Raw genomic sequence first — 13,644 nt, 5'->3', positions numbered from 1 at the left:
CGCCGCGAGCTGGCGAGACCAGGCGCTCCTTGCCGACCGTTCAGCAGGAGTGGGCTACTGCCTCCTTAGTTGCAGCAGGGCACCGGGCAGCAGACCTGCACCGGGACTTGCTTGCAAATCACCTTCGGCACGCACCGCGTGACCGTGCAGGCGACCTGCTTCGGCACACAGCGGCGGACGTGGATGGTCTGCGTGTAGTGGACCGGCTTGCAGACGCAATACGGCACTTGCTTCACGCACTTCTCGGCCACCATGTGGCAGACCTGGTAAGGCACTTCCTTCGTGTGGCACTCTTTGACCAGGTGGCACACGCGGTAGCAGCAGGTCTTCACGCGGTGCTCGGGCACCATCTTGCAGACCTGGTAGCTGCAGGTCCGCACGCGGCATTCGGGCACCATCCGGCAGACCTGGTAGCAGCAGGTCTTGACGCGGTGTTCCGGCACCATCTTGCAGACCTGGTAGGTGCAGGTCTTCACGCGGCACTCGGGCACCATTTTGCAGACCTGGTAGGTGCAGGTCTTCACACGCTGCTCGGGAACCATATGGCAGACCTGGTAGCTGCAGGTCTTGGTGCGGCATTCCGGCACCATTTTGCAGACCTGGTAGGTGCAGGTCTTCACGCGGTGCTCGCGAACCATTTTGCAGACCTGGTAGGTGCAGGTCCGCACGCGGCATTCGGGCACCATCTTGCAGACCTGGTAGGTGCAGGTCTTCACGCGGTGCTCAGGCACCATGTGGCAGACCGTGTAGCTGCAGGTCTTGGTGCGGCATTCCGGCACCATCTTGTGGACCTGGTAGGTGCAGGTCTTGACGCGGTGCTCAGGCACCATGTGACAGACCTGATAGGTGCAGGTTTTGGTGCGGCATTCGGGCACCATTTTGCAAACCTGATAGGTGCAGGTCTTTACGTGGTTCTCGCGAACCATGTGGCAAACCGTGTACTGGCAGGTCTTGACGCGGCATTCCGGCACCATCTTGCAAACCTGGTAGGTGCAGGTCTTCACGCGGTGCTCAGGCACCATGTGGCAGACCTGGTAGCTGCAGGTCTTGGTGCGGCATTCCGGCACCATTTTGCAAACCTGGTAAGGCACGCGCTTTTCATGGCACTCGGCCACCATGCGGCAGACCGTATACTGGCAGGTCTTCACCCGCTGCTCGGGCACCATCTTGCAAACCTGATAGGTGCAGGTCTTGGTGCGGTACTCGGCCACATACTTGACGCATTGGATTTCGCGTTGTTGGACCTCGGGCACCCAGACCTTCTTGCACACCTTGATCGGCGGGCACTGCACCTGGCAGGTGCGGACGGCGCCGGGGTGATAGACGCACCGGCAGCAGCACGGGTCCCACGTCCAGCAGCCCGGCTCTTGCACGCACTTCGTCATCACACGGCCGGGGCACTCGCTGACTTGGGTTTCCCAGCGACCGCAGCAGACGTTGATGGTCCGAGTATAATGAACCGGCTTGCAAACGGAATAGCAGATCGTGCGTTCCCGCGTTTCATACACCGGCTTGCAAACGGTATAGCAGATGTCGCGGGCTTTCGTTTCATACACCGGCTTGCAAACAGTGTAGCGGCAAACGCGTTCCCGTGTCTCATACACCGGCTTGCAAACTGTGTAATGGATCTCCCGCGTTTTGGTCTCGTAGACCGGCTTGCAAACGGTATAGGGGATCTGGCAGGTCTTGGTCTCGTAAACCGGTTTGCAAACAGTATAGGGGATCTCGCGGGTCTTCGTTTCGTACACCGGCTTGCAGACCGAATATGGGATTTGACAGGTCTTGGTCTCCCACACCGGCTTGCAAACAGTGTAGTTAATCTCTCGAGTTTTGGTCTCGTAGACCGGCTTGCAAACGGTGTACGGGATCTCGCAGGTCTTGGTCTCGTAGACCGGCTTGCAGACCGTGTACGGGATCTCGCGGGTCTTCGTCTCGTAGACCGGTTTGCAGACTGAGTACGGGATTTGGCAGGTCTTCGTCTCCCACACCGGCTTGCAAACAGTGTAGTTAATCTGACGAGTCTTGGTCTCGTAGACCGGTTTGCAAACGGTATAGGGGATCTCGCAGGTCTTAGTTTCACACACCGGCTTGCAAACAGTGTAGTTGATCTGCCGAGTCTTGGTCTCGTAGACCGGCTTGCAAACGGTATAGGGAATCTGACAGGTCTTGGTCTCGTAGACCGGTCTGCAAACGGTGTACGGGATGGTTTTGGTCCGAGTCTCCCAGACCGGCTTGCAAACGGTGTACGGGATCTGGCAGGTCTTCGTCTCCCATACCGGCTTGCAAATGGTGTAGTTAATCTGACGAGTCTTGGTCTCGCAGACCGGCTTGCAAACAGTGTAGCAGATCTGCCGAGTGCGGCTCTCGTAGACAGGCTTACAGACCGTGTACGGGATGTTCTTGGTCCGGGTCTCCCAGACGGGCTTGCAAACTGTGTAGTGGATCTCGCGAGTCTTGGTCTCGTAGACCGGCTTGCAAACAGTGTACGGGATCTGGCAGGTCTTCGTCTCGTAGACTGGCTTGCAAACTGTGTAGTGCAGCTCGCGGGTTTTCGTCTCCCAGACGGGCTTGCAAACGGTGCAGTTCACAGACCGCATCCGGGTTTCCCAGACTGGTTTGCAAACTGTGTACTCGCAGTTGCGGAGACGTTGCTCCTGCACGTACTTGACGCAGTCGATCGTGCGTTCCTCGCAGACCGGCTCCCACACCGTCTTGTAACAGGTGTAGTTTTGACGTTCGTAGACCACTTCCTTGCAGGTCTTCATCACCGTGTGGCACTGCTGCTTGCAGCAGGCGTAGCTGACGGTGTCGCAGCTACGGGTACAACATTGGTAACGCGCCGCGCCGCAATAGCTGGCGTCGGCCGAACTCCACGAGAGCGCTGTGAGGGCCACAGCGATCAGGGGAGTTCTCAAAAGAGTTTTCATACTCCTGCCTCCTCCAAGGACTTGACAGAAAAGGTAGGGCCTGGTCGGACGAGCGCGTGCCCGTCTACGGTAAATGTCGGCCGCACATTCCACGTGCTTTAGCTCGACCGCGCAGATCGCACGAACATCCGGCTCGCCCCGGACGCCGTAGGCGATGCAACCGCGCGATCGATCGGCCGTATGCCAATGACTATCGTCAAGGCAGGAGGTTTGCTTGATGTCCGCGGCCTAAATCGGCTGGGAATTTGGCGTTACTTGGAGAATGCCGTCGAACTGCGAGCGTTTTGCCGTGCATGCCCGCAACACCTTATTGATCGGCTATCCGGCCTGCACTCTATGCAACAAGATTGCGGCGCCGCAGCCGCCGGTGGCCCACCGTTCCGGTTGTAGCGATGAGCGAAGATGCGCGGCCAATCCGCCTAGGCCCGGATACCGCCGAAAGCTTGTGAAGGCCCGCGGCGTGCCCTACGGTACACTTGCCGTAAGCCTTTGCCCGAAAGACGCCGGAGCCGCCTGCCCAGCGACATGAGCCAACCGAAACGGAAACCCCCCGTGCCACCGCCCGACGGGCCGGCGCCCAAGGCGGTGGTCAACCGGCTCAGTCTTTATCTGCGTGAGCTGGAGCACCTCGTCCGAGACGGCCATGCCACCACCAGTTCCACCCGCCTGGGCAGCGTGCTCGGTTTCAGCGACGCCCAGGTGCGAAAGGATTTGGCCTATTTCGGGCATTTTGGTCATCCCGGCATCGGCTATCGCTGCGACGAGCTGATCACGGCCATCAAGCGGATTCTGGGCACCGACCAGCAATGGCCGGTGGCGTTGGTCGGCATGGGCAACTTGGGCCGCGCGCTGTTAGGTTATCGGGGATTCGCACAGCGGGGGTTCCGCATTGTGGCCGTCTTCGATGTGGCCGACGATAAGGTCGGCAGTCCCGCGGAGGGGTTGGTGGTCGAACACCTCGACCGCTTGCCAGAAGTGGCGCAAGTCCATAGGATACGTCTCGGCATGATTGCCGTGCCGTCGCCGTCTGCGCAGCTTGTGGCCGACCGGCTGGTGGCGGTGGGGGTCGAAGGAATTTTGAACTTTGCCCCCGTCACGATCAACTTGCCCCAGCATGTCAGTCAGGTGGGCGTCGACTTGGCCATCGAGTTGGAACAGCTCGCGTTTTCGGTGGTCAAGCGAAAATAGCGGGCAGGAGAACCGGCGGGCAGGAAAATAGCGGCTGGCGCGGTTTTACCCGGTGGTGTAATGGTAACACTAGGGACTTTGGCTCCCTCATTCTAGGTTCGAGTCCTAGCCGGGTAGTTTTGGCGTGACGCCTCCGCGCCTGCCGCCGCAAGGCACGCGGAGTCGCGATCCCGCCGCGCGCGGCGGAAGGTTGTCGAACGCGAAGCGCGATCGCTCCGCCGCGCGCGGCGGCGAGTATTATGGTCGTCCGCCGCGCGCGGCGGAGCGCAACGAAATCCCCCCCTTTTGTTTTGGCAACGGTGCCATCGGAAACCGTTTTTGCGAAAGCACTTGCGCCGTCCGGCGCCTGCCTGTGTTAGCGCGATCTGACGGAAATTATGCTCCTTGCCGCGCCGAGCCATCGCCCCGCGATAAGAAGTGCAAGTGGCAGTGCGGGCAGGCCAGCGAGTTACAGGGAAAGCCCCTCGTGTCGATCGCGTCGCCTTCGACGGTGAAACGGGTCGGCAGGAAGCGCTGCTGATGATCGCCGCCGAGTCGCGGGTCCCCGGTCAGGTCGGGGTGCTGAGACATCCAAAGAATCTCTTCCGGAATTTGGTAGATTCACGCGGCAAAAGCCGGCCCGCTTTGTCCGTGTCGGCGTCCGCTAATCCGCGCCGGTGCGCAGCGCCTATTTCGCCGCCACGTAGCACATCAGCGAGTGGTCCAAGAGCAACAGCTTGCCGTCGACCGGCGAGGGACCGTCGGCGTCGGGGTAGACGTCTTCGGGGCTGTCGGCCGCCGTGTTGATGAACAGCCGCCACTCGATTCCCTCGGCCAGGCGCGGAATCGTGAACTCGCGCGGGTGCGGGCCGGAGTGCGTGAAGATCATCACGTGCCGGGCAACCAGCGAACTCGGTCCGGTCGTCGGCCAGGCGCCGAACACACAGACCAAGCTGTGTTCCGAGACATTGTTCCAGTCCACGGCCCGGCCGTCGGCGTTGAACCAGCTCACGTCGGGCAGCAGACCCGGCTCAGACGATTCTCCCACCAGAAAGCTGGCGTGACGCACCGTCGGCTGGCGGCGGCGGAAGGCGATCAACGCCCGGCAGAAGCGCGACAGGTCGGCGTTCTGGTCGACCAGGTTCCAATCGAACCACGCCACCGGGTTGTCTTGGCAATAGGCGTTGTTGTTGCCTTGCTGCGTGCGGCGACATTCGTCGCCCGACAGCAGCATCGGCACGCCCTGGCTGAGAAAGAGCGTGGAAAGAAAATTGCGGATCTGCCGGGCCCGCAGCTTCCGCACCGCCTGGCGGCGCGTCGGGCCTTCGACTCCGTAATTGCAACTGTAGTTCATATTGTCCCCGTCCCGGTTCTCTTCGCCGTTGGCGTCGTTGTGCTTTTCCTGATAGCTCGCCAGGTCGTCGAGCGTGAAGCCGTCGTGCGAAGTGATGAAGTTGATGCTGTGATACGGCTGCCTTCCGCTGGGGCCGTAGAGGTCGCTCGATCCGCACAGCCGCGTGGCCAGCGGGCCGAGCATGCCGTCGTCGCCGCGCCAATAGCGCCGCACGTCGTCGCGATAGCGGCCGTTCCATTCGGCCCAGCGGCGGTTGGAGAACGAGCCGACCTGATACGCTCCCGCCGCGTCCCAGGCCTCGGCGATGATCTTGGTGCGGGCCAAAAGCGGGTCTTCGCCGATGGCCTCGACCAGCGGCGGATTGGGCAGCAGCTCGCCGTTGCGGTCGCGGCTGAGGATCGACGCCAGGTCGAAACGAAAGCCGTCGACGTGGTAGTTCTGCACCCAGTAGCGCAGGCAGAAGAAGATCAGCTCGCGAACGATCGGATGGTTGCCGTTCACGGTGTTGCCGCAGCCCGAATAGTTGCGGTAGTCGGCGCCGCCATTGGCCAACATGTAATAGACGCGATTGCCCAGGCCCTTGAAGCTGAGCGTGGGACCGAGCTGGTTCCCTTCGGCCGTGTGGTTGAAGACCACGTCGAGAATCACCTCGATGCCGGCCTGGTGCAGTGCCCGCACCATCTGCTTGAACTCGGCCACCTGGGAGCCAGGCTCGCTGCCGACCGCATAGCCGCGGTGGGGCGCGAAGAAGGCCATCGGATCGTAGCCCCAATAGTTGGGCCGCGTTTCCGGCCGGCCCAGCCAGTGATTGGTGGGGAACTCGAAGACCGGCATCAGCTCGATGGCAGTGATGCCGAGGGATTGCAGATAGGGAATCTTTTCGATGACGCCCAGATACGTGCCGGGATGGCGGTCGCTGTTGGTGGGCGATCGCGTGAAGCCGCGGACGTGCATTTCGTAAATGATCGTTTCCGACAGCCGGCGATTGAGCGGACGGTCGCCTTCCCAGTCGAAGGTGTCGTCGATCGCGACGCACTTGGGCGGCCGCACGATGCCGTCGCTCGCCGGCTGAAACTCGCCGGCCAACGCCCGTGCATAGGGGTCGATGAGCCGGGCGGTGCCGTCGAAGCGGTGGCCTCGTTGGGGCTCGAAGGGCCCGTCGGCCTGGAAATGATAAAGTTGCCCGGCGGTGACGCCCGGCACGAAGACGCTCCAGATGTCGCCCCAGCGGTCAAGGTCGGGGTGGAAATGGATGATGTGTTCAGGTTCAAGATCGGTGACGCGGTCGTAGAGCAAGACGCGCATGGCCGTGGCCGACCGGCTGAAGACGGCAAACTGCACGCCTCCTTCGCGGAGGCTTGCACCATAGGCCAGCGGCTGCGTGAACTGTCCGGCCGGAAACAAAGGTGTGTGCATGTCGGCGAAGTCGAACCGGCTGCTGGGAATCGGTATCAAAATAGCGTCCGTTCCTTCTAGTGTACTTCGCGCGGGCGGCAGAGGGCACAGCAAGCTTTGCCGCTTTCCCCAAGCTCAGGGACAGCCTGTTCCTTATCGGCGACTTATACGGCCGCGTTGAGTCTGCCTGATGCGCCGCGCAACGGGCCGCAGAACCGATACCACTGTCGTCGATTGACGCTATAATTCAGGAACAGCCGCGGTTCTTGGAGACTCTCACCATGAGCACCATCGCTCGCATCTCGCTGGAGGAATACGACCGCATGATTGCCGGCGGCGCATTCGACGTGCGGAGGCCCAATCGGATCGAACTTATCCGCGGAGAACTACGTAAGATGGCTCCCATTGGCCCAGAACATGAAGATGCGGTCGATTTTTTGACGGAGTGGAGCGTGCAGGTCAAGCCGCGCGGCGTGAAAGTTCGCGTTCAAAACTCGTTGGGCTTTGCCCAATTGAAGACCGCTCCGCAACCCGATCTGGCGTGGGTGGCGTCCAAGCGATACTCGGTCCGCCGGCCCGAGGCCGCCGATGTCTTTCTGGTGATCGAGGTGTCCTACAGTAGCCTTCGATACGACCGCGGCGAGAAGGCGAAGCTCTACGCCAAGACCGGCATTCGCGACTATTGGATTGTGAACATCCCTGACCGCTGCGTCGAAGTGCTCCGCGACCCTCTGCGATTTCGTTATCGAAGCCTGCAGACTTATGTGGCGGGTGATGCTGTCCGGTCGCTGGTCTTTCCGGAAGTCTCGCTCGATGTGGCGGCGCTTTTCGAGAGCATCGAGGATCCCGACGACAGCTCGTCTTTGTAAAGTTTGTATTCGATCGAATCGACCAGGGCGATCCAACTCGCCTCAATAATATTCTCGCTGACGCCGACCGTGCCCCACACGTCATGCTCGTCGCGGCTCTCGATCACCACCCGCACGCCGGCCGCGGTGGCCGCCTCGGAGTTGATCACCCGCACCTTGTAATCGACCAGGTGCATGGAGGCCAGGCCGGGAAAGGTCGCCGTCAGCGCCTTGCGCAAAGCGGCGTCGAGCGCGTTGACGGGACCGTCGCCCTCGGCCACTTCGTGGCGGACCGTGCCGCCCACGCGCAACTTGACCGTAGCCTCCGTCGTCAGCTCGTCGTCGCCATCGGCCTCGACCGTAACATGGAAGTTCAACCGCTCGAAATGCGGGCGATATGTACCGGCACAACGCCGAACAAGCAGATCGAACGACCCCTCGGCCGCCTCAAACTGATAGCCCTGGTTCTCCATCGCCACGACACGGGCAAGAATCTTGTCCATCAGCCCGCGGTCGTGCTCCAACTTGTGCTTGGCCGTGAGGGCCATGATGTTCGACCGGCCCGACAGCTCGCTCACCAAAAAACGCCGCTCGTTCCCCACTCGCTCGGGCGCCATGTGCTCGTAGCTGCTGGCCGCGCGGGCCACCGCATGCACGTGCATGCCGCCCTTGTGAGCGAACGCGCTTTGGCCCACGAACGCCTGGTTGGGGCGAAAGTTCATGTTCGCCAACTCGTAGACATACCGAGACAACTCGGTGAGCCGCGGCAGGCTTTCCGGCCGCAGGACTTCGTACCCCCGTTTCTTGAACGCCAGATTGGCGATCACCGACACCAGGTCGGCGTTGCCGCAACGTTCGCCGATGCCGTTGATCGTACCCTGCACCTGGACGGCCCCGGCATCGACCGCGGCCAGCGAATTGGCCACCGCCAACTCGCAATCGTTATGGCAGTGAATGCCCACGGGCACCGGAAGCACGCTCGATACGGCGCGCGTCATCTCGGCCACCTCTTCCGGCATGCTGCCGCCGTTGGTATCGCAGAGCACGATCAGCACAGCGCCCGCGTCGGCCGCGGCCTTGACTGTTTTCAGGGCATAGTCGCGGTTCGCTTTCCAGCCGTCGAAAAAATGTTCGGCGTCGTAGATTACCTTTCGGCCCGTCTGCCGCAGGTAGCCGACGGTGTCGGCGATCATCTCCAGGTTTTCGTCGAGCGTGGCCCGCAACACGTCGGTGACGTGAAAGTCCGAGGTTTTGCCGACGATGGTGATCACGTCGGTGCCCGATTCGACGAGGGCCTTCATGCCCGGATCGTCGGCGGGTGCCACGCCTTTGCGTCGGGTCATGCCGAAGGCGGCGAGGCGTCCCTTGCCGGCGGGGTCGCGGGTCGCCTTCTGAAAGAACTGGGCGTCTTTGTCGTTGGAAAGCGGATAGCCGCCCTCGACGTAGTCGAAGCCAAGTTCCAAGAGCCGCCGGGCGATGAGCAGCTTGTCTTCGAGCGAAAAGCTGACGCCTTCGCCTTGGCTGCCGTCTCGCAGGGTGGTGTCGTAGATTTCGATGCGGCGCGACATGGGAGGGTTCGGGGTTCAGGGTTCAGGGTTCGGGGTTCAGAAGGGAAACAAAAAAACCCTGGGGCCAAGGGCCTCAGGGTTCACAGTACGCGGTCAGACCGGTCGCTGCCCTTTAAGGCCGATTCTCCTGAATAATCGTAATGCTCTCGATGCCCGAACTTATGCGGGCTGGGTCAATAGTCGAGATGGCAAAGGAGGCGTTCATCGGCTTGCGGGCCAAGTTGCTAACTAATGATACAAGGATAGGGTCAGTGGGCGAACGTGTCAACCAAGCGGCACACGGCCACACGTTGAAGGGGGTCCGGAATTTGACGATTTTTTTACAACTGCTAGCATGCGCGAGGGGGCATGGCTGTTGCGAAGCGAGGAGATGGTCATGTTGAAACCGGTTGTTTTGATCGCGTCGTTGGTCGTGGCTGGTTCGCTCGGCTGGCTTGCCGGTCATGCCGCGGAAGAGAAAGAGAAAGAAGAGGGCGAGACCCACAAGAATAACAAAGAGTTGGCCGCTGAAGAACTCGCGCTGGCCGATCGGGCGATCGAACTGGGCATGGAAGGTTTTCGGGCCAGCCGCATTCGCCTCTCGGACGCGCAGGTCGAGCGCTGGTCGCTGCGCCGCATCGCCGCCCTGGAGGCGGCGGGCGCCAAGGCTGAATACATCCACAAGGCGCGAGTCGCGCACCGCGACCTGATGAAGTCGCTGGAAAAGCTTGCCGAGTCGCTCTTTAAATCGGCACAGGCCGCCGAAATCGACTATCTGGAAGCGAAATACGCCCGTCTCGAAGCGGACCGCCAATTGCGTGAGGAAGACGGCGACAACGATGAGAACGGCCGGGCGCAGAAGAATAGCGACCGGAAGGAGACAACCGCGCAGAGGCAAGATACGGGTAGCGTTAAAGGCAAAAAGAGCCGGTAAACCGGCTCTACTTCGCGCGGGCCGAGAGTGAGACGTTTTGTCGCAAGGAAGGGCGATGGCTGGTGTCGCTACCCGCGCATGCCCGGCCACCTTCGCAGGCAGAGCAGGGTCTCGACGCTGGTCAGCAGCAGGGCCAGCGACAAAAACCATAGTCGTTGATGGAGGATCTGCCAGACAGCCCAAGCCGCGACGGCGGCGAAAAACGCCAGCCCGGCCCACCGCGACCACCGCCAACGAAACCAGAATCCCAGCCCCAGCGGCAAAAGAACGACGCCGGCTCCCAGGTAAAAGGGCGTTTCGCCGGCGCCGCCGAAGATGCCCGCCAAAAGGCTCAGCCAGCCCAGCAGCATGTAAACGACCGCCCAACTCGTAAGCTCCGCCGCACGCTGCGGCACCGCGGGTGGAGGCGAGTCGTTTTTCAAGGGACCGTCGATTATAGCAGAGTCAGCCCGCGACGCGACCGTTCGTCGCACGCCGCAACTGGTTGTCCGCCGTACACCACAGGATGCGGAGCTCCTGCCAGCGGTCGTGCTGCGTTCCCAGCCCGGCGGCGTCCAACAGCCGTTCGATGTGGAACCAGCCGATCGGCCGTCCCTGGTCGATGCGGCCCAGATCGCGCACGAGCACCGAATAATTGAACGGCAGCCGGCGGCTGAATTCGCGCACGCTATTGGCGGTTTCGGCGATGATCATCCGCAGCTCGACCGCCAGCGGCGGGAGGCCGCCGCGCTGCAGGCGTTCGCGCTGGCGCAGTTGCCAATCTTCGCGAAGCCGGTCCAAGTCGGTCACCTTCATGGTCCGCGCGACCTCGCGCAGCCAGAACCAGGCGGGAAGGTCGGTTCCGCGCGCGATCGCACGAAGCCGCGGCACCGACACGCCACGGCAGCCGGCCTGTTTCAACTGCCGTGCCAAGGGCGCCAGCCCGCCTTCGCGGCGCGACAGCAGGTTGACGAGCTCCGCCGCCGAGGCTGGCGACCGCCAGGCCGTCGCATCGCGCAGCCGCGAGTCTCGCCGCGCCAACAATGCGGCCACTCGTTGCTGCCCGGCCCGCTCCAGCGCCTCCGAAATCCGCTGACCGGCCGTCTCGCTGAGCGACTCGACGCCGCGCTCGATGCGTTGATATTCCAGGCTCGTGTAGCCCAGCACTTCCGGCACGTCGTCGAGCGTGAGTCCATACATCTCGCGCAACAGCCGCAATTCGCCGCGCGTTTCCGGCCGGCGGCGGCAAATGAATTGTGCCCGGCGTCGGCGCCATAAGGCGAGCAGCCGCTGCTGGTCGTCCTGGTTGTCGGCCAGCGCCGCGGCCAGTCCCGCGGGGAAGGCGCACACGGAGTAATAGCCGTCTTCCTCGATGTATTTGATGATTCGCGCCGGCTTCTTCCCGCCTACGCCGAACAGGTCGGCCAGCTCGCGGCGTCGCAAACCGCGGCGCAAACGCAGACGCCGCAGCTCCAGTCCAAACTCGTCATTATGGTTGCCGCGCTGAGCGGCTACGTCGCGGTTCCACAACTCACGCAGCCGCTTCAACTCGTCCTCGTGGCGGCAAAGTTTGCGGGCAGCCTGGGCCACGGCCGACCAAGGCGGCAACTCCAGATACCGTAATCGGCGCAGCGAGGCGCTGGTGACGCCCAGCCGAGTCAGTCGGCTGACGGCCACGTCGCCGCGATCGCACCAGACGCAAAACTCGGCCCAGGCCTCAGGATAGCCGCGGGCCACGAGCCGCGTCCGCTGACAGGCGTGCCACAGCGGCTCGACGGTGTCGTGGTCTTGTCCGACGGCCTGGCAAAGTTTGACCAGCAATGACCACGAGAGCGGAAAATTGCCGCGGCGATATTCCCACAAGGTGCTGGCGCTGATGCCCGCCCGCCGCGCCAGCTCGCGCGCCGAGCCGGCCCGCAACTCCAGCCGCGAAATCAGGTGCTCCAACGACTCGCACGGCCCGGTGTAAAGATCGAGAAGCTGCCCGATCTTATCGTCGGGCACGCCCTCCGGACGGCAGAACTCGATAAACCGTTGCAGGGTCTGACGGGTCGGCCGGTGTACTCCCAGCTCCAAGTCGCGCAGCGTGCCGCGGCCGATGCCGGAGCGGCGGGCCAGTTCCAATCGGGTCATGCCCAGCGTACTCGCTCGGATTTCGACGACGGCGCGGGCCAGCGGCGGAGCGCTGGCGCTGCGGGCCAGCGAGCGGCGTCGCAGGTTTTCGTTACGCAAGGCGTGGCCGGTCAAGTGCTGCCCGTTGGGCGTGGCGCGGCACAGCATGGCGGGTTGTCTCGGCGGGATAACGGTAGGTGGGCTGCCCCGAGTAGCCGCCCGCTATCATATCAACCGGCACTTATATGTCCAGAGCGCGGACCAAGTAAAAAGCGGATGCGGGTGTGAGAACGCGTTTGCGCTTCGCGCGGCCAAGGTTCTGTAGGGAACGGACTCCGTGCCGTTCCGCCGAATGCCAATTGATGATCGTTCGGTGCGCGCGGAACGGCACGGAGTCCGTTCCCTACAGAGGTTTCGCGGACGCTCACGCAAGCCCACTCCCGCACCCAGCGGAGGCTCATCCGGGGCCGTCCAAGCGAACGAGCAGCGCTTGCCACACGTCGGTGAGACCAAGCTCCCGCGACCAATGCTCGATGTACGCGCGGTCGATGGCGAGGTCCGCTACCCGAAGCATTGCCGCCATATCGCGAAGGTGTTTTTCAGAGCCGCCTTCGTGATAGTACCACATCTTCCCGATGATCACGTCTTCAGGGCTGGCCACGAAGCCCGCGAGATCCGGAAATATCTGCTGACGACGACGACGTGCAAGCTGCGACTGTCCCCAGGCGTCCTGTCGGGCCAGCATGAGGTCGATCTTGTTTCCCGACGCCGGATGAATGATGTTGAACTGCCCGCCTTGCGACACCGCTTGTTGCGCAGCCGCTTCGCTGACATAGAAGTCGGGCGCGGGAAACTCGGCACACAGGCTGTGGACTTCCGTCGCCGGCAAGGCAACCACCACGTCGATATCCAGGGTTAACCGTGGCTCGCCATAAACGCCACTCGCCAGCGAGCCGACGAGCATGTAAGTGAGCCGCCGCCCCTCCAAGACCTCAATCACTTTGCGGACTAATTGCTGCTGATCCACCTAACATCCTCTTGGCGATCTCGCGCTGAATCTCGTCATCTGTCCAGTCAGGGTGGTACGTACGCAGGTGTCCCGCCAGCCGCAACCGCATGGTGCGATTTGCCGCGAACACCATCGCCAGGCGTTCGGCGGGCGTCTTGGTTCTAAGGATTTCCACGATCGCCTGATCGGGAACCTCGATACGGCTGGGATCGATCGGCTGCATCATGCGCTTAGTTCAAGTTTCGCGGTTTCCGGACATAGTTCGAGCCGGCCGTCGCGTTGGGTGCGGCGGCAAAACAGCAGTCGTTGAGCCGTAATTCGCGAGACAGAGCTCGCGTCGGCTTGGTCAGCCCGCGTGGCTGATAAATTCGA

Annotated in this window: 11 protein-coding genes and 1 tRNA gene; 4 read left to right on the top strand and 8 right to left on the bottom strand. The window is 62.3% G+C overall.

The window, feature by feature from the left end:
- Positions 1–65: 65 nt before the first annotated feature.
- Positions 66–2,927 carry a hypothetical protein gene (locus tag VNH11_08730; protein ID HVA46444.1) on the bottom strand — a complete coding sequence of 954 codons (2,862 nt, stop codon included), beginning with the start codon at positions 2,925–2,927 and terminating at the stop codon, positions 66–68.
- Between the two features lie 552 nt (positions 2,928–3,479).
- On the opposite strand from VNH11_08730, the gene VNH11_08725 reads away from it, so the two are divergent.
- On the top strand, positions 3,480–4,115 hold the full coding sequence (locus tag VNH11_08725; protein HVA46443.1) for a redox-sensing transcriptional repressor Rex: 636 nt from the start codon (positions 3,480–3,482) through the stop codon (positions 4,113–4,115).
- A 46-nt stretch (positions 4,116–4,161) separates the two neighbouring features.
- A tRNA-Gln gene (locus VNH11_08720) sits at positions 4,162–4,232 on the top strand.
- 258 nt (positions 4,233–4,490) lie between these two features.
- Here the strand turns inward: VNH11_08720 and VNH11_08715 are convergent.
- Together VNH11_08715 and glgX are read right to left on the bottom strand one after the other, a co-directional pair.
- Positions 4,491–4,685, bottom strand: coding sequence for a hypothetical protein (locus VNH11_08715; protein HVA46442.1), 195 nt, complete (start codon positions 4,683–4,685; stop codon positions 4,491–4,493).
- Positions 4,686–4,782: 97 nt separating this feature from the next.
- On the bottom strand, positions 4,783–6,864 hold the full coding sequence (glgX, locus tag VNH11_08710; GenBank protein ID HVA46441.1) for a glycogen debranching protein GlgX: 2,082 nt from the start codon (positions 6,862–6,864) through the stop codon (positions 4,783–4,785).
- 260 nt (positions 6,865–7,124) lie between these two features.
- On the opposite strand from glgX, the gene VNH11_08705 reads away from it, so the two are divergent.
- A complete protein-coding gene (locus tag VNH11_08705) occupies positions 7,125–7,712 on the top strand; it encodes a Uma2 family endonuclease (protein ID HVA46440.1) in 588 nt (195 codons plus the stop codon).
- Here the strand turns inward: VNH11_08705 and cimA are convergent.
- Positions 7,604–9,259 (bottom strand): citramalate synthase, encoded by a 1,656-nt coding sequence (gene cimA / locus VNH11_08700; GenBank protein HVA46439.1) that lies wholly within the window; start codon positions 9,257–9,259, stop codon positions 7,604–7,606. The two genes, VNH11_08705 and cimA, sit on opposite strands and share 109 nt — an antisense overlap.
- A gap of 376 nt (positions 9,260–9,635) precedes the next feature.
- Here cimA and VNH11_08695 point away from each other — a divergent pair, with 376 nt between their 5' ends.
- The gene (locus VNH11_08695; GenBank protein HVA46438.1) at positions 9,636–10,172 is read left to right on the top strand and encodes a hypothetical protein; all 537 of its coding nucleotides are present in this window, start codon (positions 9,636–9,638) and stop codon (positions 10,170–10,172) included.
- Positions 10,173–10,240: 68 nt separating this feature from the next.
- On the opposite strand, the gene VNH11_08690 is transcribed toward VNH11_08695, so the two are convergent.
- The 4 genes from VNH11_08690 to VNH11_08675 all read right to left on the bottom strand — a co-directional run bounded on the left by VNH11_08690 (position 10,241) and on the right by VNH11_08675 (position 13,498).
- Positions 10,241–10,594 carry a hypothetical protein gene (locus VNH11_08690; GenBank protein ID HVA46437.1) on the bottom strand — a complete coding sequence of 118 codons (354 nt, stop codon included), beginning with the start codon at positions 10,592–10,594 and terminating at the stop codon, positions 10,241–10,243.
- Positions 10,595–10,616: 22 nt separating this feature from the next.
- Complete coding sequence (locus tag VNH11_08685) at positions 10,617–12,431, bottom strand: helix-turn-helix transcriptional regulator (protein HVA46436.1); 1,815 nt, start codon at positions 12,429–12,431, stop codon at positions 10,617–10,619.
- Positions 12,432–12,720: 289 nt separating this feature from the next.
- Positions 12,721–13,227, bottom strand: a complete 507-nt coding sequence (locus VNH11_08680) for a hypothetical protein (GenBank protein ID HVA46435.1) — start codon at positions 13,225–13,227, stop codon at positions 12,721–12,723.
- A gap of 28 nt (positions 13,228–13,255) precedes the next feature.
- Positions 13,256–13,498 carry a hypothetical protein gene (locus VNH11_08675; protein ID HVA46434.1) on the bottom strand — a complete coding sequence of 81 codons (243 nt, stop codon included), beginning with the start codon at positions 13,496–13,498 and terminating at the stop codon, positions 13,256–13,258.
- Positions 13,499–13,644: the final 146 nt, after the last annotated feature.

Source organism: Pirellulales bacterium (genome assembly GCA_035533075.1).
In the GTDB taxonomy this organism is placed as follows: Bacteria; Planctomycetota; Planctomycetia; order Pirellulales; family JAICIG01; genus DASSFG01.
The sequence above is the reverse complement of the archived record's forward strand: the minus strand, read 5'-3'. Positions and strand labels throughout refer to the sequence as shown.

Bases quoted from the DNA above. Each gene is read 5' to 3' on its own strand.
- VNH11_08730 (HVA46444.1), bottom strand. From the start codon at position 2,927: ATGAAAACTCTTTTGAGAACTCCCCTGATCGCTGTGGCCCTCACAGCG.
- VNH11_08705 (HVA46440.1), top strand. From the start codon at position 7,125: ATGAGCACCATCGCTCGCATCTCGCTGGAGGAATACGACCGCATGATT.
- cimA (HVA46439.1), bottom strand. From the start codon at position 9,259: ATGTCGCGCCGCATCGAAATCTACGACACCACCCTGCGAGACGGCAGC.
- glgX (HVA46441.1), bottom strand. From the start codon at position 6,864: ATGCACACACCTTTGTTTCCGGCCGGACAGTTCACGCAGCCGCTGGCC.
- VNH11_08695 (HVA46438.1), top strand. From the start codon at position 9,636: ATGTTGAAACCGGTTGTTTTGATCGCGTCGTTGGTCGTGGCTGGTTCG.
- VNH11_08680 (HVA46435.1), bottom strand. From the start codon at position 13,227: ATGCTCGTCGGCTCGCTGGCGAGTGGCGTTTATGGCGAGCCACGGTTA.
- VNH11_08675 (HVA46434.1), bottom strand. From the start codon at position 13,498: ATGATGCAGCCGATCGATCCCAGCCGTATCGAGGTTCCCGATCAGGCG.
- VNH11_08685 (HVA46436.1), bottom strand. From the start codon at position 12,431: ATGCTGTGCCGCGCCACGCCCAACGGGCAGCACTTGACCGGCCACGCC.
- VNH11_08715 (HVA46442.1), bottom strand. From the start codon at position 4,685: ATGTCTCAGCACCCCGACCTGACCGGGGACCCGCGACTCGGCGGCGAT.